Source organism: Clostridiales bacterium, assembly GCA_025757645.1.
In the GTDB taxonomy this organism is placed as follows: Bacteria; Bacillota; Clostridia; order Oscillospirales; family Oscillospiraceae; genus CAG-103.
Genome location: CP107216.1, coordinates 59,000 through 78,313 on the forward strand (window position 1 = coordinate 59,000; position 19,314 = coordinate 78,313).

General features: G+C 65.0%; 19 protein-coding genes. 14 read left to right on the plus strand and 5 right to left on the minus strand.

Annotation, left to right across the window (positions count from 1 at the left end; all coding sequences use genetic code 11):
* Positions 1–86: 86 nt before the first annotated feature.
* Positions 87–1,661, minus strand: a complete 1,575-nt coding sequence (locus tag OGM61_00335; GenBank protein ID UYI84551.1) for a D-alanyl-D-alanine carboxypeptidase — start codon at positions 1,659–1,661, stop codon at positions 87–89.
* 155 nt (positions 1,662–1,816) lie between these two features.
* Between OGM61_00335 and OGM61_00340 the strand changes: the two genes are divergently transcribed.
* The 5 genes from OGM61_00340 (at position 1,817) to efp (ending at position 6,201) form a co-directional block, all read left to right on the plus strand.
* The gene (locus OGM61_00340; protein ID UYI84552.1) at positions 1,817–2,509 is read left to right on the plus strand and encodes a response regulator transcription factor; all 693 of its coding nucleotides are present in this window, start codon (positions 1,817–1,819) and stop codon (positions 2,507–2,509) included.
* Positions 2,510–2,512: 3 nt separating this feature from the next.
* Positions 2,513–3,985, plus strand: a complete 1,473-nt coding sequence (locus OGM61_00345; GenBank protein ID UYI84553.1) for a HAMP domain-containing histidine kinase — start codon at positions 2,513–2,515, stop codon at positions 3,983–3,985.
* Positions 3,982–4,449: a hypothetical protein gene (locus OGM61_00350; GenBank protein ID UYI84554.1), complete on the plus strand. Its 468-nt coding sequence runs from the start codon at positions 3,982–3,984 to the stop codon at positions 4,447–4,449. The genes OGM61_00345 and OGM61_00350 overlap by 4 nt, the downstream gene beginning before the upstream one ends.
* A 33-nt stretch (positions 4,450–4,482) precedes the next feature.
* Positions 4,483–5,556 (plus strand): Xaa-Pro peptidase family protein, encoded by a 1,074-nt coding sequence (locus OGM61_00355; protein ID UYI84555.1) that lies wholly within the window; start codon positions 4,483–4,485, stop codon positions 5,554–5,556.
* Between the two features lie 81 nt (positions 5,557–5,637).
* Positions 5,638–6,201: an elongation factor P gene (gene efp / locus OGM61_00360; GenBank protein ID UYI84556.1), complete on the plus strand. Its 564-nt coding sequence runs from the start codon at positions 5,638–5,640 to the stop codon at positions 6,199–6,201.
* A 344-nt stretch (positions 6,202–6,545) separates the two neighbouring features.
* Here efp and OGM61_00365 read toward each other — a convergent pair whose 3' ends face one another.
* Together OGM61_00365 and OGM61_00370 are read right to left on the minus strand one after the other, a co-directional pair.
* Positions 6,546–7,766, minus strand: coding sequence for a hypothetical protein (locus OGM61_00365; protein ID UYI84557.1), 1,221 nt, complete (start codon positions 7,764–7,766; stop codon positions 6,546–6,548).
* Positions 7,767–7,940: 174 nt separating this feature from the next.
* On the minus strand, positions 7,941–8,066 hold the full coding sequence (locus tag OGM61_00370) for a hypothetical protein (GenBank protein ID UYI84558.1): 126 nt from the start codon (positions 8,064–8,066) through the stop codon (positions 7,941–7,943).
* Positions 8,067–8,355: 289 nt separating this feature from the next.
* Between OGM61_00370 and OGM61_00375 the strand changes: the two genes are divergently transcribed.
* Positions 8,356–9,297, plus strand: a complete 942-nt coding sequence (locus OGM61_00375) for a hypothetical protein (GenBank protein UYI84559.1) — start codon at positions 8,356–8,358, stop codon at positions 9,295–9,297.
* Positions 9,298–9,466: 169 nt separating this feature from the next.
* Positions 9,467–11,548, plus strand: a complete 2,082-nt coding sequence (locus OGM61_00380) for an S-layer homology domain-containing protein (GenBank protein UYI84560.1) — start codon at positions 9,467–9,469, stop codon at positions 11,546–11,548.
* Between the two features lie 58 nt (positions 11,549–11,606).
* Here OGM61_00380 and OGM61_00385 read toward each other — a convergent pair whose 3' ends face one another.
* Positions 11,607–12,182 carry a TetR/AcrR family transcriptional regulator gene (locus OGM61_00385; GenBank protein ID UYI84561.1) on the minus strand — a complete coding sequence of 192 codons (576 nt, stop codon included), beginning with the start codon at positions 12,180–12,182 and terminating at the stop codon, positions 11,607–11,609.
* Between the two features lie 156 nt (positions 12,183–12,338).
* Complete coding sequence (locus tag OGM61_00390; GenBank protein ID UYI84562.1) at positions 12,339–13,691, minus strand: S-layer homology domain-containing protein; 1,353 nt, start codon at positions 13,689–13,691, stop codon at positions 12,339–12,341.
* Between the two features lie 544 nt (positions 13,692–14,235).
* Between OGM61_00390 and OGM61_00395 the strand changes: the two genes are divergently transcribed.
* The 7 genes from OGM61_00395 to OGM61_00425 all read left to right on the plus strand — a co-directional run bounded on the left by OGM61_00395 (position 14,236) and on the right by OGM61_00425 (position 19,313).
* A complete protein-coding gene (locus tag OGM61_00395) occupies positions 14,236–14,625 on the plus strand; it encodes a hypothetical protein (GenBank protein ID UYI84563.1) in 390 nt (129 codons plus the stop codon).
* Positions 14,622–14,858, plus strand: coding sequence for a hypothetical protein (locus OGM61_00400; protein UYI84564.1), 237 nt, complete (start codon positions 14,622–14,624; stop codon positions 14,856–14,858). Before OGM61_00395 ends, OGM61_00400 begins: the two co-directional genes overlap by 4 nt.
* Positions 14,855–15,064, plus strand: coding sequence for a hypothetical protein (locus OGM61_00405; GenBank protein ID UYI84565.1), 210 nt, complete (start codon positions 14,855–14,857; stop codon positions 15,062–15,064). The genes OGM61_00400 and OGM61_00405 overlap by 4 nt, the downstream gene beginning before the upstream one ends.
* Positions 15,065–15,076: 12 nt before the next feature.
* Positions 15,077–16,474: a phage terminase large subunit gene (locus tag OGM61_00410; protein ID UYI84566.1), complete on the plus strand. Its 1,398-nt coding sequence runs from the start codon at positions 15,077–15,079 to the stop codon at positions 16,472–16,474.
* A gap of 101 nt (positions 16,475–16,575) precedes the next feature.
* Positions 16,576–18,366, plus strand: coding sequence for a hypothetical protein (locus OGM61_00415; GenBank protein ID UYI84567.1), 1,791 nt, complete (start codon positions 16,576–16,578; stop codon positions 18,364–18,366).
* A 21-nt stretch (positions 18,367–18,387) separates the two neighbouring features.
* Positions 18,388–18,918: a hypothetical protein gene (locus OGM61_00420; GenBank protein ID UYI84568.1), complete on the plus strand. Its 531-nt coding sequence runs from the start codon at positions 18,388–18,390 to the stop codon at positions 18,916–18,918.
* Positions 18,915–19,313 (plus strand): ribosomal-processing cysteine protease Prp, encoded by a 399-nt coding sequence (locus OGM61_00425; protein UYI84569.1) that lies wholly within the window; start codon positions 18,915–18,917, stop codon positions 19,311–19,313. The genes OGM61_00420 and OGM61_00425 overlap by 4 nt, the downstream gene beginning before the upstream one ends.
* Position 19,314: the final 1 nt, after the last annotated feature.

Below are 19,314 nucleotides of genomic sequence, written 5' to 3' on the forward strand. Positions count from 1 at the left end.
CCGGAATTGTAAACAAATGATAAAGAATCGCCCGCCGGAGCACCGGCGGGCGATTCTGGGTGGGACTCGTTTGCGCGCGGGCGCGCTCAGCGGCGGCCGCTGCCGACGTGGTCGCGGTCGAATTCATGCAGCGTCTCGCGCATCTGCGCGCGGCGGCGGGCCTCCTCGGCCTCCATCTGCGCGCGGCGGCGGCGACGGCGCTCGGCCTCGATCTGCTTGCGGCGGCGCACCAGCCACAGCACATAGCCGATGACGGCCAGCACGACGAGCAGCAGCACGACGAGCACAATGGGATTCGTGAAAAAGGCGCGCAGGTGGCCGCCGATGTACGCCCCCTTCGACACGGCGACATCGACTGCCGCGACAAGCTTGACCGTGCCGTAGACCGTGCCGTCATACGACACCGTGAGCTCGCCGACCTCGTCCCCCGCCTTGACGGGGGCTTCGAGCGGTTTGCCGTCGCGCTCGGAATAGAGCGTGACCTGCTGCTCAAACTGCGGCGCGCCGCCCGCATCGGCCGACGGCAGCACGGCCGAGATGCTCTGCGCCGGGCGGACGGTCACGCTGTCACTGTCGCGCCCATAGCGCACGGGAACTTCGCAGATGAGGTCGCTCGCGCTGACGATATCGCGCCAGCCGTAGTTGGCAAACACCCAGCGGTAGGCCGTGAGCGTGTCGGAAAAGCTGCCGAAATCGGTCGTGCCGTTGGCGCGGGTCGTGCCCTTGCCGCCGAGCACGACGCACAGCAGGCGCACGCCGTCCTTCTCCGCCGTGGAGATGAGGCAGTAGCCCGCGGCATCGGTGTGGCCAGTCTTGACGCCCTTGGCGTATTCGTAATAATAGCCGCGGTACATCGGGGACTCGGGATTGATGAGGCCGTTCGTGTTCGAGAGCGTGCGCTCGTCGGACAGGTTCGTGGCCGGGACGGTGTGCTTGACCGTGTTGCAGATCGTGGCGAAGAGCTCGTGGCTGAGCGCTTCTTTCGTGATGCGGTAGAGGTCGTGCGCCGTGGTATAATGATCGTCGTTCGGCAGGCCGTGGGGGTTGACAAAGTGCGTGCCCGTGCAGCCGAGGGCCTGCGCGCGCTCGTTCATGCGCTGCACGAACGCCGAGATGCTGCCGCAGACATACTCCGCGACGACGTTGCACGCCTCGTTGGCCGAGGAGATCATGGCGCAGTAGAGAAAGTCCTCAAACGTCATGGTCTCGCCGACCTTGATGTCGGCATTGCTCGCGCCCTCGACCATGTCGGCATTGCAGTCGTCATAGGCGGTGACGGTGTCGCTCAAGTTCACGTCGCCGCGCTCGACCGCCTCGACCGCGAGCAGGAGCGTCATGATCTTCGTCAGGCTCGCGGGGTAGGCTTTGGCGTCGATGTTGCGGGTATAGTAATACTGGCCGCTGTCCTCGTCGGCGAGCAGGACGCAGTTGGCCTGCAGCTTTTCATCGAGCGCGGACTTGACCGCGTCGCTGCCGAAAACATACGACCCCTCCTGCGCCTGGACAGTGCTCTGGGGCACGCCGTCGGACGAGACGTTTGCGGTGCTCTGGGGGGTATCGGCCGAATTGTCTGCGGTGTTTTTCGCGGCGGCGGCCGGGAAAGCCGCCGTCAGCAGCAGGCAGACGATGAGCAGCAGCGGCAAAATGCGATATTTTTTCATATCTTTCTCCATGGAACTATGATATAATGGAATATCCGGCCGGAGACGGCGCTGCCGCGCGGCCGGGACAAATGGCAGTGTCTTGCCCCATTATAATAATTCCGGCGGCGAAAAGCAAATCATTTCCGCGAAAAGACGCAAACGGAGGGACCGCGATGAAAATACTGGTTGTGGACGACGAAAAAACCATCGTCAAGGGCATCAAATTCAACCTCGAAAACGAGGGCTATCAGGTGGACGTGTGCTATGACGGCGAGACCGCCGTGGACATGGCGCGCCGCGGCGAGTACGCCGTGATCCTGCTCGACCTCATGATGCCGAAGCTCGACGGGCTCGGCGCATGCCAGCAGATCCGGCAGTTTTCCACCGTGCCGATCATCATGCTCACGGCTCGCAGCGAGGACGCAGACAAGCTCATCGGCTTTGAATCCGGCGCGGACGACTATATCACGAAGCCGTTTAACATCCTCGAGCTCAAGGCGCGCATCCGCGCGCTCATTCGCCGCTCGAGCATGGCCCCCGCCGCCCCGGCCGAGCCGGACGGCGGCAAGCTCGTGCGCGGCCACATCGAGATCGACCCCGAGCGCCGCAGCGCCCGCCGCTTCGGCCAGAACGTGGAGCTGACGCTCAAGGAGTTCGACCTCATCGAGCTGCTCATGCGCAACCCCGGCAAGGTCTACTCGCGCGAGCAGCTGCTCGACCTCGTGTGGGGCTACGACTATCAGGGCGATATCCGCACCGTGGACGTGCACATCCGCCGCCTGCGCGAGAAGCTCGAGCGCAACCCCGCCGCACCCGAATACATCATCACCAAGTGGGGCGTGGGCTACTACTTCGCCGAGGCCTGACGGATGAAGCAGCATCCGTTTCGCCTCCGGCTGCCGCACAGGCTGGTATCGAGCGTGCAGTTTCGCTTCGCCGTGACGTTCACGATCCTCGTGGCGATCCTGCTCGCGCTCATGAACACCTACCCCACGCGCGCCTCGCGCGACATCGTATTCACCGAAAAGCAGAGCGCGCTGACAAACCGCGCCGCCGTCGTGTCGTCCTCCCTGTCGCTGCTCGACAATCTCACGCCGGACAACACCCGGCAGGTGCTCGCCCTGCTCGACCTGCGCGACCTGACGCGCATCATCGTGACCGACAGCGAGGGGCTGGCCGTGTATGACTCCGCGAGCGAAAACAACATCCGCGGCAAATACGTGCTCTACCCCGAGCTCGTGCGCGCGCTCGACGGACAGGCCGTGTTCTACTCGCACTACACGACCGGCGCGTTTCTCAGCCGCGCGGCCATGCCCGTCATGAACAGCGGCCGGACCGTCGGCGCCGTGTACGTTTGCGAGAGCGACGGCGAGCGCGCTGCGCTCATCGGCAGCATCCAGCGCCGGCTCGCCACGATCACGATCGGCATCGGCGCGGCCGCGCTCGTGGTGCTGTGGTTTTCCATCAAGATGCTCACGCGGCGCATCACGCAGCTGGCCGACGGCGTGCGCACCGTGCAGCGCGGCGACTACAGCTTCCGCCTGACGCTCTCGGGGCACGACGAGCTGACCGAGCTCGGGCAGGAATTCAACAACCTCACCGAACGGCTCGAGACGACCGAGGCCCAGCGCCGCCGGTTCGTCTCCGACGCATCGCACGAGCTCAAGACGCCGCTGGCGTCCATCCGCCTGCTGTCGGACAGCATCTCCCAGAGCGCGGACATGGACAGCACGACGATGCGCGAGTTCGTGGCCGACATCGGCAGCGAGGCCGAGCGCCTGCAGCGCACGACCGAGAAGCTGCTCGACCTGTCGCGGCGCGACGACGGCGTGCAGCCGGACGTGACGATCGTCGACCTGCAGCAGGCCGTGCACGGGACGCTGCACCTGCTGCGCCCGCTGGCCGACCGGAGCAGCGTGACGATCACGTGCCTCATGAGCGAGGGCGTGACCGTGCGCGCGTCCGAGGACGACATTTACCACATCGTCTTTAACCTCGTTGAAAACGCCATCAAGTACAATCTTCCGGGCGGGGACGTGACCGTGCGTGTCGAGACGCGCGGCGAGCAGAGCATCCTGTCCGTGGCCGACACCGGCATCGGCATCCCCGAGGCCGACCGGCCGAACATCTTCAACCGCTTTTACCGCGTGGACAAGGCCCGCTCGCGCGAGCACGGCGGCAGCGGTCTCGGCCTGTCGATCGTGCACGACGCGGCCGCGCTCTACGGCGGCGTCGTGACCGTGGACGGCGTGGAACCGCACGGCACGTGCTTTACCGTGACGTTCCCGCGCGCGGCGGCGAGCGGCGCGCCGGAGACGCAAAAGGAGGTGCCGGAGACATGAAGCGCTGGCTTCCCCTGCTGCTGACCCTCGCGCTCGCGCTCGGCTGCGCGGGCTGCGCCAGGCGGCAGACCGTGACGGTATACCGCATCGCAAAAGAGGGCGCTGCCCTCCTGCAGACGGAGACGATCACCGTGCCCGACGGCACGGATCCGGTGCAGGTGATGATCGACGCGCTCGGCGCGGCGCCCGGCGACAGCACGTGCTTCAACCCCGTGCGCGGGTGGCTGACGCTCGGCGGCTACCGCATCGACGATGCGGGCACGCTCTGGCTGACGGTGACAAGCTCCGACACGGCGAGCGGCATCGCGCGCACGCAGGCGCTGGCCTGTCTGGTGCTGTCCGGCACGGCGCTCGACGGCGTGTCGGCCGTCGGACTGGAAGACACGGACGGCGACGCACTGTACGCCCCGCTGACCGCAAATGACCTCGCCCTGACCGACCCGGCCACGGACGCACAATCCTGAACGCAGACCCATTCCCACGGAGGTGTATTTTTCATGCTCAACAACATTGCCCGCATCCAGCGCGCGCTGACACAGGCGCACCTGGACGCCATCCTGCTCACCGACGAAAACGACCGCCGGTTCGCCACCGGCTTCCCGTCCTCGGACGGCGCCGTGATCGTGACGGTGCACCAGGCATTTTTCATCACCGACGCCCGCTACATCGAGGCCGCGCGCGCCGCGCTGACCGGCATCGCCCAGGTGCTGCTGTGCTCGCGCGAGGCGCCGATGCGCACGCTCGTGCAGGGCATCCTGCGCGAGGCGAACGTGCAGATCCTCGGCGGCGAGGAGCAGACAACGAGCTATGCCGAGTTCACAGCCTATGAGCAGCTCTTCGGCCTGAAGCTGCAGCCGGCGCAGAACCTGATCCGCAACCTGCGCGCGGCCAAGCAGCCGGAGGAGCTGGCGATGATGTATCAGGCGCAGCAGATCACGGACGAGACGTTCGCGCAGATCTGCACTGTCATCCGCCCCGGCATGACCGAGCGCGAGATCGCGGCCGAGCTCATCTACCGCATGCTGCGTCTCGGCGCAGAGGGCACGAGCTTTGACCCCATCGTGCTCACCGGCCCGGACACGAGCATGCCCCACGGCGTGCCCGGCGACCGGCGCGTGGCCGCGGGCGACTTTGTGACGATGGACTTTGGCTGCCGCAAAAACGGCTACTGCTCGGACATGACGCGCACCGTCGCCGTCGGCATGCCGAGCGACGAGATGCGCAGCGTGTACCAGATCGTGCTCAATGCGCAGCTGGCCGGCATCGCCGCGGCAAAGGCCGGCGTGACCGGCGAGCGCGTGGACGGCGCTGCGCGCAAGGTCATCAGCGACGCGGGCTACGGCGCGTACTTCGGTCACAGCTTCGGCCACAGTCTGGGGCTCGACATTCACGAGCACCCCATCGCCGCCCCCGGCGTGCACGCGAAGCTGCCGGAGCACACCGTCATCTCCGCCGAGCCGGGCATCTACCTGCCCGGAAAATTCGGCGTGCGCATCGAGGACGTGATGCATCTGACGGCCGACGGCGCGGAAATTCTCACCCGAAGCCCGAAAAATCTCATCATTCTGTAAATACCCGCTTGTCAAACCACGCAAAATCGTGTAAACTATATAAGATTTTTGATTCTGATCATTCTTGAGGAGGATTCCTATATGATTACTGCAGGCGATTTCCGCAACGGCGTTACTTTCGAAATGGACGGCCAGGTCATGCAGGTCGTCGAGTTCCAGCACGTCAAGCCCGGCAAGGGCGCGGCTTTCGTGCGCACCAAGATGAAAAACGTCATCACCGGCGCCGTGACCGAGACGTCCTTCAACCCCACCGCCAAGTTCGAGAGCGCCACCATCGACCGCAAGACGATGGAGTACAGCTATAACGACGGCAACCTTTACTACTTCATGGACCCCGAGACCTACGAGCTCATCCCCATCGACGAGAGCGCGCTCGGCAGCAACTTCCGCTTCGTGAAGGAGAACATGGAGTGCGTCATCAGCTCCTACAAGGGCAAGGTGTTCCTGGTCGAGCCGCCCACGTTCGTCGAGCTCGAAGTGACCGACACCGATCCGGGCTTCGCCGGCAACACGGCCACCAACGCCACCAAGCCCGCCACCCTCGAGACCGGCGCTGAGATCAAGGTGCCGCTGTTCATCAACCCCGGCGACCGCATCCGCGTCGACACCCGCGTGGGCGAGTATCTCGAGCGCGCGAAGGGCTGAGAAACAACAAGATAGGAAAAAGGCGCTGCCGCGGCAGCGCCTTTTTTGTTTGCGGGTGCGGGCGGAGCGCGGTGCATGGGCGGCAGCGCCGGAAGAAACCGCGGCCCTTCCACGGCATCCGTCGCGGCGTACCGCCGCGCCACCTTCTCCTCAGGGAGAAGGCATCGCCTTGCGGCGATGCGTGATCTCATCCGAGGCGGGCCTTGCCCCCTCGGGCTCCCCTGCTACGCAAACATATATAAAATCATGCACCATTTCCCCGCGAGGAGCAAGGAGAAGGCTTGAAAAGAACCAGCGCGCCGGGCAAAGCCGGCGCGCTGGTCATTTTTTCTTTCGCATCCGCGTTATTCGGCGCTTTCCGTCTCCGGGGTCTCGGTCTGCGCTGCGGCGGCGTTGGCCGCGTTGACGTCATGATCCAGATCCTTGATGAAGCAGCGGCGGCGCTTGTGCTGCTCTTTCTCGAGCCGCTTCCACTGCGCGAGGATGTGGTCATTGAGCTCGAGCATCGGGCCGGTCTCGGCAAAGCGCACGCCGTGGCGGTTGCAGCTCTGACAGACATGATCCATCATGACGGCATTGATGCCCTCGGCCTGCAGATCAGGCCGCACGGCCGTGAGCAGCATGATGAGCGTGTCGCTGTGGTGCAGGTCGTTGAGCACGCCCGCCCAGCCGAACGGGAACAGGCGGCCGTCGGAGTGCTTGAGCGCGACCGAGGGGTCAAGCGCCGTGACGCCGAAGGCCACGAGCTGATCCTGCTCGTCAACCACGAAGCAGACAAAGTCCGGGTCTACGAGCGGGATGAACTTGTTGGCATAGCGCTCAATCTGCTCGTCCGAGAGCTCCACGACACCGTAGAGCGGCGCATAGGCCGCGTTGACCAGCTCAAAGACCTGGCGGACAAACGGGCCGTACTCGCTCTTGTGGTGCACGGTGGCCACGTGCAGGTGCTTGCGCTTGAGGATGAACTCCGAGAGCTTGTGCAGGCGCTCGGCCTCCGCGCCGCCCGGTTCGGGCACGGTGATGCGGTACTCGATCCAGTCAACATCCTTGCGGTAGCCGAGTCGGGTGAGGTGCTCGAGATAATACGGCGCGTTGTAGTTGGTGAAAAACAGGCTTCGGCGGTCAAAGCCCTCGACGAGCATACCCTCGCGGTCCATGTCCGTGAAGCCGAGCGGGCCGTGCACCTGGTCGCAGCCCTTTTCGCGCGCCCAGCGCTCGACCGTGCCGAACAGCGCCGCCGAAACCTCGGAATCATCCACGAAGTCCACCTGGCTGAAGCGCATGCGGTGCGTGCCGAACTTGTCATTGGCCTTGTGGCTGAGGATCGCGCCGATGCGGCCGACGATCTCTCCGTCGCGCCGGGCCAGCCAGCAGCGCGCCTCGCAATAATCAAACGCGGGGTTTTTGCCCGGCGTCCAGTCCGAGAGGTCATCGCCGTAGAACGAGGGAATGTAGTTTGGATTATCGGCATAGAGCCGATTGGGATACTGCATAAACTGGCGCAGCTCGTGCTTGGTCGTGACCTCGGTCACGACGACCGGGCTGTGCTTTTCAAACTTCTGCATGAGAATATGCTCCTTACAGCAACAATGACCAGTGGGGTCTGGTCTGGCGATAGTATAGCGCGCATTTCGCCGGATTTCAACCTCTGCGTGCGTGGTTATTCACCCAATCGGTACGGTTCGACACAAAAAATCCCCCGGAGCGGTGCTCCGGGGGACCATTTTTCCTGTTTCTGCTTACAGGAGCTCGGGATACCATTTGTCGATCGCGTCAACGATCGCGGCAGCCTTGCCCTCCTTGCAGATCTCCAGAATGTCGGATGCGAGGCCGAGGCCCCAGTGGACGAATGCATTTGCGTTCATGCTGCTTTACCCCTTTCTTGATGTTCCGCCGCCGCACACACTTCGGCGCCGGACAGATTGGCGGCAATACCGGTTACAGGTTTATTTTACCGGATCCGCACCGGATGTCAAGCGGACAAACAGCGCCATGTGCGCAATTTTCCTTACCGCTTTCTTAGCGCGTTCCTGACAGGTTTTCGCGGCTTTTCCCGCCGCGCGGCTTGCACTGCGCACCGGAATCGGCTATAATGAGCGTTGCGCCTGGTTTGTGTAAAAAAAAGGCGCGACCATCGTGAGGGGGGAACAGCATATGCAATGCCGCGAATGCCATGCGGAGCTGCCGCAGGGCGCGCGCCGCTGCCCGCAGTGCGGGCGGCCGGTCCTGCACGAAAAGATCTGGAACAACAAACGGCTGCGTGCGCTGCTCATCGGCATCACCATCGTGCTCATCGCCGTCGGCGCGGGATTCGCCGTCGTCGCCTCGCAGGACGCGGCCGTGAACAGCCGCGTCAAGGACGCGATCTGCAACTTCCAGTTTGACACCGCCGAGACCCTGCGCGGCGACGTCAAGCTCTTTCCCGCCGGGGACAATAGCCTGCGCACGGAGATCATCCGAACCGGCCGGCTCTATCAGGCCGGGCAGTACACGCAGGCGCTCATGTATCTCGACGACCTGCGCGAGACCTACACCGACGCAGGCCTTGCGGCCTACAGCGGCGTGCTCGACACCATAGAGGCCAAGAGCCTGCCGCAGATCTACGCCGCGGCCGCGGAGGCCTACAGCGCGCAGGATTACCAGACCGCGCTGGCAGACTACACCGTGCTCGCCGCGCGCAATTATTCCGACAGCGACAAGCGCCTGTTTCTCACCAACGCCCACCTGTGCGACAGCCTGGGCCAGCTTGCGCTCGCGTCCGGCATGACCAACGCGCAGGCCGCGCAGAAGCTCATGGAGCTTATCGGCTTTTCCGACACCAATCAGGTTATCATGCGCGACGACAGCTACGCGCAGGCGTTTTTGACCGGAAGCTGGAGCAGCGACGCGGGCGAGCTGACCGTTGCCGACGACGGCACCGTGACCTGCTCCCTGCCCGGCCTGAGCGGAAAGGAATGCTCCCTGCGCGATGGCGCCATCTACGCCGGAACGGGCGAAGACGCCGTGGCGTTTTACCGCTTTTCCGTGCTCAGCGACCGTATGATGATCGCCGACGCCGTTGGCGACGGCCGTGCTTACACCATGTTCCGGCAATAAACACCGCACATTTTCTGCCCCGCAGCGCCCATGGGCGCTGCGGGGCATTTTTTTGCCGGTCCTGAACAGGCGGATGGAAATTGTTCCTTGCTATTTCTATTTTTCATACGTATAATAAAATTGGTTGTATCTGAACTTGCAGACCGACAAAAATGGGAGGAGAAAGAACATGAAAAAGCGCATCATCAGCCTGCTGCTGTGTCTGGTGCTGACCGTGTCGCTCGTGCCGGCCGCCGCCGCGGCGGACACGGGGGACGCCAGGACCGTCACGGTACGCTACGCTTCCGGTCACGGGATCGACACCCACGACTATGAAGCGGCCTTTACGTACAGCGATGATCTGTTCACCCGGAGCGGCTACACGTACCGCAAGGATCTCGCGCTGATGTCCATGGGCCTCGCGTTCGCGGCCTATACGAGCAAGGACTCCGAAAAGACGGACAACTACGCCACCGGCAACCGCAACTTTGTGTCCATGGCCGAGCAGTGCGGCTTTGAGAATATCCGGTCGAACAAATGGATGTTCCAGCCCGCCGAGGCCGACTCCATCGGCATCAGCTGCGCCAGCAAGACCATCCGCGACAACGGCGGCAGCTACACGCTCATCGCCGTCGGCGTGCGCGGCAACAACTACCACGCCGAGTGGGGCGGCAACGCCCGGCTCGATGCTGCGGGCGAGCACAAGGGCTTCGCCCTCGGCCGCGACCAGGTGCTCGACTACCTGCGCGGCTACATTGCCGACACCGGCATCTCCGGCCGGGTGAAGATCTGGATCGCGGGCTACAGCCGCGGCGCGGCCGTGTCCAACATGGTCGGCGGCGCGCTCGACAACGGCTACAGCCTCGGCGCGGGCGTCAGCCTCAGCCCGCACGACCTGTACTGCTACTGCTATGAGCCGCCCATGGGCGCGATGAAAGAGCAGGTGCAGGGCCGCGTGTATGACAACATCCAGAATCTCGTCAATGAAAACGACCTCGTGACCTACGTCGCGTTCGACAACTGGGACTTCGCCCGCTACGGCGTCGACCGCGTCGTGCCGACCAAGGGTGACGACAACTACCTCACCTACAAGGCCGCCATGCTCAGGGAATTCGTGAAGATCCCGAACAACGGCGGCATCTACTGGCCCGACTACTTCCAGGCCTGGGGCATTGACCCGAAGGACATCACGAGCGGCGATCTGGGCAAGATCTTCAAGGTCAACATGACGCAGAAGGAATTCTACGCTGACCTCTGCGAGGCGATCACGACGTGCCTCGCCTCCTCACGCGAAGACTATGCGGAGAACATGCAGGACTTCCTTGTGGCCCTGCTGGCGGATATTTTCGGTGCGGCCGATAAGGACACCTCCGGCGTGGCCGAGGACTTCGCCAAAAAGGTGCAGGACAACTGGAAGAAACTCTTCTACTCGCTGACCATCCCCGGCATGATCAAAAACGGCACGGCCGCCAAGCTCCTGACCGGCTATCTGGTCGAGGCGCTGCAGGAAAACGGCGTTCTGACCTACGACCTTGCGGGCATCGAGGCCGCGATGGGTATGCTCGCGCCGCGCCTGTCGAAAATGGCGCTCAAATACCCCGGCACAACGATGACGCTGCTGGCAAACCTGCTCGTGATCGGGCTGGCCCACTGCGGCGAGCCGGGCCTCGCCTGGCTGCGCAGCCTGCCGGACGACTACATGACCAGCAAGCAGACCGTAAGCTACACGGGCCTGTTTGACGACGTGGCTGCGGACGCATGGTATGCCCCCGCCGTGGACTACGTCAAGTACGGCCGGATCATGAACGGCATGGGCAGCAACCGCTTCCAGCCCAACACACAGATGACGCGCGCCATGTTCGCGCAGGTGCTCTACGCGCTCGAGGGCGCGCCGTCCGTGCGCGGTCTGAGCTGCCCGTTTACCGACGCGGGCGGCAGCTGGTACACCGACGCCGTCATCTGGGCGTACAACGCGGGCGTGGTCGCCGGTGTGTCCCCGACGCAGTTTGCGCCGAACGAAGCGCTGACCCGCGAGCAGATGGTGACCATGCTCTACGGCTACGCCGGCCGCGAGCAGGCGCTCAGCGGCCCGGACGGCGCGCTCGCGGGCTATCAGGATCAGGCGCGCGTGTCCACATGGGCGCGTGAGGCCATGGCCTGGGCCGTGGGCACCGGCGTGATCGCCGGCACGTCCGCGACCACCCTCGCACCGCAGAAGACCGGCACACGCGCCGAAGTTGCGACCGTGCTGATGCGGTTTTGCGAGCAGTGATCCTGCAATCGAAAAAAACACCCGGATCTCGTGAGAGATCCGGGTGTTTTTATGCGGTTTACTGGCCGTTGGCCGCCGCCGCTTTCGCGCTGCGGCAGTTGGCGCGCAGCACCGGCATGAGCGCCGTGAGCGCAATGTCCAGCTTGCGGGAATAGTCCCCTTCCATGCCGTTGTTGATCCAGTCGATGAGCATGCCGAACATCATGTCCGTGTACATGCGGATGATCGCCTCGAGATCCTCGGGCGCGATGTCCATGTTCTGCGCGTAGCGCGTGATGACCTGGCGGGCATAGTAATCGCTCGTCTCCCACGTGAAGCGCTCGAGCTCTTCCTTGCCGTAGCCGTGGTAGATGTTCAGGATGGCCTGCCGGTCGTTCGAGAGGTTCGCCGCCAGCGTCAGAAAGCCCTCGCGCATGGTCTCGAAGTTGCCGTTCGTGTCCAGAAACTGCTGCACGCGCAGCTCAAACACGTACTGCGTGAGCACGTAAACATCCGTGAAATAATAGTAGAACGTCTTGCGGCTGCAGCCAACGGCGTCCGTGATCATCTTGACCGTGATGCGGTCGATCGTGTAGTCGTTGAGCAGGTGCATATATGCATCCGCGAGCGCCGTGCGCGTCCGGTTCTGCTTCATGAAGTGTGCCTCCGTTCCTGCGCCGGGCAAACACCGGCGCTGTTTTTTCTGGCCCTATAGTAACCCACATGTCACCATAATTCATTGGTCATTATTGCGATGATGTAACATTTTTGCACACTTTGCGAAACGATTCTACCCGTTTGTCCGGATTTTTCAGGAATCCAGCTCTCCCTGCAGGCGGCAGGTGCGCATCATGAACAGGGCAAGCTGCGCGCGGTTGGCGCCGGTATTCGGGCTGAGCTCCGTGCTGCTCGTGCCGTAAAGGATGCCCATGGAGACCGCCCACGTCGTGGCGGAATACGCCCAGTCGGGCACGGTGTTCCAGTCCGTATAGCCGCCGATTGGGCGCGGGCGGACGCCCTTTTCCGGGCCGTAGGCGCGGTAGAGCATCGTGACCAGCTGCGCGCGCGTGAGGCGGGCATCCGGCGCAAAGTGCGTGTCGTCCGTGCCGAGCACGACCTCGTTGGCATAGGCCCAGCGCACGGCGGCAGCATACCAGGTGTCGTCCGAAACGTCCACAAACGGCGCCTCCGGCAGTTCGGACACGTCCGGCTCGCCGGCCATCCGATAGAGGATCGACACGAGCATGGCGCGCGTCGTCTGCCCCATGGGGTCGAACTGGTTCTTGCCGACGCCGTTCATAAGACCGAAGAGCACGCAATAGTCAATGCCCTCGTGCATCCAGCTGCTCGCTGCCGGCATATCGTCAAACACGCCGCCGGCACAGTATTCGTCACCGACGCAGGGATCCGGGATCCTGGCCGTTTCCGTCTTGCCGCAGTCGACGCAGGTGCGCTCCATGTTCACGGCGCCGTCGTCCGTCTCGATGGCCGTCCAGGCGCTCCAGTGGTGCACCGGATAGTAGTACTGCACCGCCTCCGTGACGCGCTCGCTGCCCTTGAAATAATGCACGGTGCTGCCGTTCGTGAGCGTCATGGAATAGATCGACTTCACGGCCGGATCGAGCACGCGGTACTCCGTGGCCGAGATCTGGCCGATGATCATGACATAGTGGCCGTTGGCCGAGTAGCCGTTGAGGTGGATGATCGGCGGGCTGTAGCTGCCCGCGCCGTCGACGTAGCGCGCGATGCCCTCGGCGAGCGAGGTCTTGCTGTACGTCGCGCCGCTGAAGGCGACGTCATCCGGCGTGGTGGCAAAGGGTGTGCCGGAGTGGCCGCGGCTGCGCCAGTAATCGCCGAGCGCGCCGGGCGTGGCGTCCAGGCCGAGGTACGACAGCGCCATGGAGATGCACGCCGTGAAGCACTCGTGGTTGGCATAGTTCGTGTAGCTGCCCCAGTAATCCGAGCAGAACAGATCGCTGTAGGCCGGCACCTGGCAGACGTAGCGGACCGTGCCCGTCTTCACGTCGGCGTTTTTCGTATATTCCACGCTCGCATAGGGCGCGGCATCGACCCGGTCGGCCGCCGCAGCACCCACCGTCAGACAGGGCAGCAGCCCCGCCAGCAGGCACAGCGTCAGCGCCAGACTGAGGATTCGTTTCTTCATAGATGACTCCTTATGTTCCGGTATTTTGCCTGGTTGTTGACATAACGCATACACACAATTGTTTATCTTACACCAGCTGTTACGGAATTGCAACCTTTTTTGCTTTCTCTGCCAACTTTCGTGGGGCGCGGCGGGCAAATTGCGCCCGGTTTTGGCGCGGAAAGTGGGGACGCAGAGATTTCGACAGAATCCGAAAATGGCGTTATGTAAACCTATGAGGCGGAGAATCCGGTCGCGATCACGCGGACGTGCGCGGACGGTGCGGAATATTTTTCGTGACGTACATAATATTTCACTTGACATATATGCAAATGCATAATAAAATGGAAATAGAAGGGGCCGCTTCCGACACTGTGCGGCCAAGCGCAGCCGATCTCCGGCGCGAAGCCGGGCAAATGCGCGGCTTCCACAGCCAAAGCTGCCGCTTCGGCGGGGAAAATGCCGCCGAACCGGCGGAGGAGCAGTGTTATGTAAACCGTAAGGAGGTGAGGGACCGCCGGAATGAAAAAACGGAAACGATCCGTGGCCGGGCGCGGCCCGGGGCATGGCATGGATTGAACTGCACCAGTCGCTGCCGCAGCACCGCAAGCTGCTGGCCCTGCGCGACGCGCTGGGGCTGCGCACGCCGGCGGCACTCGGGCACATGTGCCTGCTGTGGCTGTGGGCACTGGACAATGCGCCGGACGGCGACCTATCCGCCCTGCCGGCAAGGCAGCTGGCGGAGATCTGCCAGTTCAGCGAGCGCCGGGCCGGCGACCTCGCGGTGGCGCTGCGCACGTCCGGGTTTGTGGACGCGGACTGGCGGCTGCACGACTGGGGCGACTACACCGGCCGCCTGATCGACCAGCGGGCGGCCAGCCGCGAGCGGCAGCGGCGGCGACGCGCACGGCTGCGCGCGGCGGCCATGGAAGAAAACAAGGAGGATGGTACATGAAAAAGCAGACGAACACCGACCTGCGGCGAAAGCTGCGCGAGCAGCGCGCGGCGTATGAGGAGCTGCTGGGCCTGTCGGGCGCGATTTTGGCTGCGCTGTGCGTGCGCTGCGGCGACGGCGCGACGCTGCGGCTGCCGAAGCAGGCCGTGCACGACGCGCTGGAGACCTACGAATTTGCGGCGGCTGCCGACGGCGAGGACTACGTGCTCTCGTACCGGGAGCGCGCGACATGATCGACCTCGAGGACGAGAAGGAGCGCATCCTCGAGCAGCTGGCGGCCATGGTGGCCGATGCGTCCGTGAAGCCGGAGCTGCGGCTCAAGGCGGCGGGCATGGTGCTCGGCCACGAGCGGGGCAAGGCCGCGCCCGCGAAGGACGAGGGCGCGGCCGAGCCGGAGGTGCTGCGCTTCGAGGGCGCGCTCGAGCAGTGGAGTCGGTAGTGAGGAGGCGCGATGGCACGCAAAAACGAACCCTATATTAACGAACCCTATATTTATAAGGTACTGCGGCGCGAGACGCCGAACCCGCGGCAGCAGGCGTTCTTCCGCGCGGAGGCGGCCAACATCGCCTACGGCGGGGCGCGCGGCGGCGGCAAGAGCTGGGCCATGCGGCGCAAGCTCGTGCTGCTGGCGATGCGCTATCCGGGGCTGAAGCTGCTGCTGCTGCGCCGGACGCTGCCGGAGCTGCGCGCCAACCACATCCTGCCGCTGCAGCGGGAGCTGGCGGGCTATGCCGCGTGGAGCGGCGCGGAGCGCGCGTTCCGGTTCCCGAACGGGTCGCGGCTCGTGATGGGCTACTGCGACAGCGACAGCGACTGCGCCCAGTATCAGGGGCAGGAGTACGAGGTGATCGGCTTCGAGGAGGCGACGAACTTCGAGCCCGACTGGCTGACGTTCATCGCCACCTGCCTGCGCACGACGCGCACGGACTTCGCCCCGCGCATCTACTACACGTGCAACCCCGGCGGGCCGGGCCACGCCTACATCAAGCGCCTGTTCATCGACCGCGCGTTTCACGACGGCGAAGACCCGGCAGACTATGTGTTCATCCCGGCGAAGGTCTACGACAACCAGGTGCTCATGCAGCGCGACCCCGGCTATCTCAAGCGGCTGGAGGCGCTGCCGCCCGCACGGCGGCGCGCGCATCTTGAGGGAGACTGGAACGTGTACGAGGGGCAGGTATTCGCCGAGTGGCGCGACGACCCCGCGCACTACGCCGACGGGAAGTGGACGCACGTGATCGAGCCGTTCGACATTCCGAACACGTGGCGGGTGTACCGCAGCTTCGACTTCGGGTACGCCAAGCCGTTTTCCGTGGGCTGGTGGGCGGTGGACTTCGACGGGCGGCTGTACCGCATCCTCGAGCTCTACGGCTGCGTGCCCGGCGAGCCGGACACCGGCGTGCGCTGGACGCCGGAGCAGATCTTCGAGCAGATCCGCACCACGGAGGCCACGCACCCCTATCTGCGCGGCCGGGATATCCGCGGCGTGGCCGACCCCGCGATCTGGGACGCATCGCGCGGCGACAGCATCGCCGACATTGCCGACCGGTACGGCGTGTACTTCGAGCCGGGCGACCACAAGCGCCTGCCCGGCTGGATGCAGGTGCACTATCGGCTGGCGTTCGACGCTGCCGGGCTGCCAATGCTGTATGTCTTCCGCAACTGCCGGGACACGCGGCGCACGCTGCCGCTGCTGCGCTACGACGCACACGCGCCCGAGGACGTGGACACGCGGCAGGAGGACCACATCGCCGACGAGATCCGGTATCTGTGCCAGTCCGACCCCATCGCGCCGCGGCCCGTGGTACAACGGACGCCGAAAGTGTTCGACCCGCTGAGCAGTTATTAGTTATGTAAACATAAAAAGACTGCGACGGCAGTCTCTTTTTCTCGCAAAATGCGAAAAGTTATGTAAACCATTTCGCCGGAAACGGCAGCAAAGGAGAGTCTATGACAAACGAGAAAACGAACCCCATGCCCTACCGCGCGGCGGATGCGGCGGCAGGTGCGGCAGAGGCGGCCGGGCCGGACATGGCCGCGCCCGTGATCACGCCGGACGACGTGGCGCGCGGCACGGAGCTTCTGCGCCGGTACAAGGACGGCAAGCGCGCGCTCGAGGCGCGCATCATCGCCGACGAGCAGTGGTACCGCCTGCGGCACTGGCAGTATCTGCGCGACCGCCGGCGCGAGCAGGGCGGCGACGTGGTAGAGCCGACGAGCGCGTGGCTGTTCAACGCCATTGTCTCGAAGCACGCCGACGCGATGGACAGCTTCCCGGAGGCGGTGATCCTGCCGCGCAGCGAGCAGGATGAACCGGACGCGAAGGCGCTGTCGGCCATCGTGCCGGCCGTGCTGGAAAAGACGCACTTTGAGCAGGTGTGGTCCGATGCGTGGTGGTACAAGCTCAAGCACGGGTGCGCGGCCTACGGCGTGTTCTGGGACAGCGCCGGGAGCAACGGCCTCGGCGACGTGGCCGTGCGCCAGCTCGACCTGCTGAACCTGTTCTGGGAGCCGGGCATCACGGACATTCAGGCCAGCCGCAACCTCTTCGTGTGCGCGCTCATGGACAACGACGACATTTCCGCCGCCTGGCCCGACGCGCGGCCCGGCAACTGCGGCGTGGAGCTGGCGCAGTATCTGTATGACGACGCGGTGGACACCTCGAACAAGAGTATCGTCGTCGACTGGTACTACAAAAAGCCGCTGCCCGGCGGCGGCACGGCGCTGCACCTGATCAAATTCACCGGGCGCGACCTGCTCTACGCCAGCGAGAACGACCCCGCCATGGCCGGCGGCTTCTACCCGCACGGGCAGTACCCGATCGTGTTCGACGTGCTCTACCCCGAGGCCGGCACGCCGTGCGGCTTCGGCATGATTGCCGTGAGCAAAGACCCGCAGCAGTACATCGACCGCCTGAGCGGCAACCTGCTGGAGATGAGCATGAAGGCCTCCACCCCGCGCTTCTGGGTCAAGAAGGGCTGCGGCGTGAACGCGCAGGAATTTCTCGACTGGTCGAAGCCGCTCGTCGAGGTTGAGGGCAGCATCGACGACGAACGGCTGCGCCAGATCAGCCTCTACAACCTCGACGGCCAGTGGGTGAACATGCTGCAGCTGAAGATCGACGAGCTCAAGGAGACGAGCAACAGCCGCGACGTGACGCAGGGCAGCGTGTCCGGCGGCGTGACGGCGGCGAGCGCCATCGCGGCGCTGCAGGAGGCCGGCAGCAAGTCCAGCCGTGACACGCTGCGCGCGAGCTACCGCGCGTTCGAGCGCGTGGTCGAGCTCGTGATCGAGCTCATCCGCGCGTACTACACCGAGACGCGGCCGTTTCGCGTGGCGGCGCCGGGCGCGCAGGGCTATGCGTTCTGCACGTACTCCAACGCCGGGCTGCAGGCTAGGACCGTGGGCATGGACGCCGACGGCATGGCGCTGCTGCGCGCGCCGGCATTCGACGTGTCGGTGCACGCGCAGAAGGAGAGCCCGTACGCGACCGCGTCACAAAACGAGCTGGCACGGCAGCTGTATCAGCTGGGCGTGTTTAACCCCGCGTTCGCGCAGCAGGCCGTGCCGATGCTGGAGATGATGCAGTTTCCGGGGCGCGACAAGGTGCTTGAGGCCGTGCGCAGCAGCATCGTGCCGCCGCAGCCGGAGACGCCGGACGCGGGCACGGACACGTCCGCCGACCCGCTGCTGCGGGCGCAGGCAGAGAAAAACCGCGTCATCACAGCGAGCGCCCGCTGAGGGCAGAAGGGAGCACAGAGTATGAACGAACAAAACATCCCCACCGCGCCGGAGCAGAGCGCATCCGCAGCACCCGAAACGGCCGCGCCGCGTGCGCCGGCCGAGGAGGCCGTGACCGTCGGCGCGCTGCGCGGCGCGATCGAGCGCAAGGCCCAGCAGCGGGCGCGCCGCGCGGCCGAGGAATCCGCCGCGCGCTGGTCGCGCGAGGCGGACGAGCTGGCGGCGCAGTGCCCGGACTTTGACCTGGGCGCAGCGCTGAGCGATGCACAGTTTTGCGCGCTGCTGCGCGCCGGTGTGGACGTGCGCACGGCGTGGTTCGCGCTGCACGCGCAGGCGCTGCTGGAGGCGGCCTGCGTGCGCGCGGGCCGCAGCGCCGAGCAGCGCGTGGCCGAACACATCCGCGCCCGCGGCCTGCGCCCGGCCGAAAACGGCCTGGGCGGCGGCGGGGCCGGCATCGTGGTGCGGCCGGACGTGTCGCGCATGAGCCGCGCCGACCGCGCGGCACTCGCCGCGCGCGCGGAGCGCGGCGAGCGCGTGAAGCTGAGCCTGTGACCCGCTTCGCGTACATCCGCCGGGACGGGCGGTGCGTGCTGCGCGCGGACGGCCACGCAGACTTCTGCCCGGGCAGAGACATCGTGTGCGCCGGGGCGTCGGCGCTCGTGTGCGCGCTGGCAGGCGCGCTCGATGCGCTGGGCGCGCAGGGCGTGCAGCGCGCGCTCTGCGCCGGGCACGCAGCCATCGCAGCGGACGACCGGGCCGATGTGCGCGCGGCGTTTACCGTGGCCGTGACAGGCCTGCGGCAGCTCGCCGCGGCCTACCCCGGCCACGTTGCGGAGGACACCGGCCGCGTCCCCGCGCAGGAGACAAAACCCAACGGCAGCGCAGCGGCCGGGCGCTGCCCCGGCGCTGTCCCCGGAAGCGGACAGCAGAGAAAAAAGGAGACATGAG

Bases quoted from the DNA above. Each gene is read 5' to 3' on its own strand.
- OGM61_00340 (UYI84552.1), top strand. From the start codon at position 1,817: ATGAAAATACTGGTTGTGGACGACGAAAAAACCATCGTCAAGGGCATC.
- OGM61_00385 (UYI84561.1), bottom strand. From the start codon at position 12,182: ATGAAGCAGAACCGGACGCGCACGGCGCTCGCGGATGCATATATGCAC.
- OGM61_00335 (UYI84551.1), bottom strand. From the start codon at position 1,661: ATGAAAAAATATCGCATTTTGCCGCTGCTGCTCATCGTCTGCCTGCTG.
- efp (UYI84556.1), top strand. From the start codon at position 5,638: ATGATTACTGCAGGCGATTTCCGCAACGGCGTTACTTTCGAAATGGAC.
- OGM61_00375 (UYI84559.1), top strand. From the start codon at position 8,356: ATGCAATGCCGCGAATGCCATGCGGAGCTGCCGCAGGGCGCGCGCCGC.
- OGM61_00370 (UYI84558.1), bottom strand. From the start codon at position 8,066: ATGAACGCAAATGCATTCGTCCACTGGGGCCTCGGCCTCGCATCCGAC.
- OGM61_00355 (UYI84555.1), top strand. From the start codon at position 4,483: ATGCTCAACAACATTGCCCGCATCCAGCGCGCGCTGACACAGGCGCAC.
- OGM61_00390 (UYI84562.1), bottom strand. From the start codon at position 13,691: ATGAAGAAACGAATCCTCAGTCTGGCGCTGACGCTGTGCCTGCTGGCG.
- OGM61_00365 (UYI84557.1), bottom strand. From the start codon at position 7,766: ATGCAGAAGTTTGAAAAGCACAGCCCGGTCGTCGTGACCGAGGTCACG.
- OGM61_00400 (UYI84564.1), top strand. From the start codon at position 14,622: ATGAAAAAGCAGACGAACACCGACCTGCGGCGAAAGCTGCGCGAGCAG.
- OGM61_00380 (UYI84560.1), top strand. From the start codon at position 9,467: ATGAAAAAGCGCATCATCAGCCTGCTGCTGTGTCTGGTGCTGACCGTG.
- OGM61_00395 (UYI84563.1), top strand. From the start codon at position 14,236: ATGGCATGGATTGAACTGCACCAGTCGCTGCCGCAGCACCGCAAGCTG.
- OGM61_00350 (UYI84554.1), top strand. From the start codon at position 3,982: ATGAAGCGCTGGCTTCCCCTGCTGCTGACCCTCGCGCTCGCGCTCGGC.
- OGM61_00410 (UYI84566.1), top strand. From the start codon at position 15,077: ATGGCACGCAAAAACGAACCCTATATTAACGAACCCTATATTTATAAG.
- OGM61_00345 (UYI84553.1), top strand. From the start codon at position 2,513: ATGAAGCAGCATCCGTTTCGCCTCCGGCTGCCGCACAGGCTGGTATCG.
- OGM61_00415 (UYI84567.1), top strand. From the start codon at position 16,576: ATGACAAACGAGAAAACGAACCCCATGCCCTACCGCGCGGCGGATGCG.
- OGM61_00405 (UYI84565.1), top strand. From the start codon at position 14,855: ATGATCGACCTCGAGGACGAGAAGGAGCGCATCCTCGAGCAGCTGGCG.
- OGM61_00420 (UYI84568.1), top strand. From the start codon at position 18,388: ATGAACGAACAAAACATCCCCACCGCGCCGGAGCAGAGCGCATCCGCA.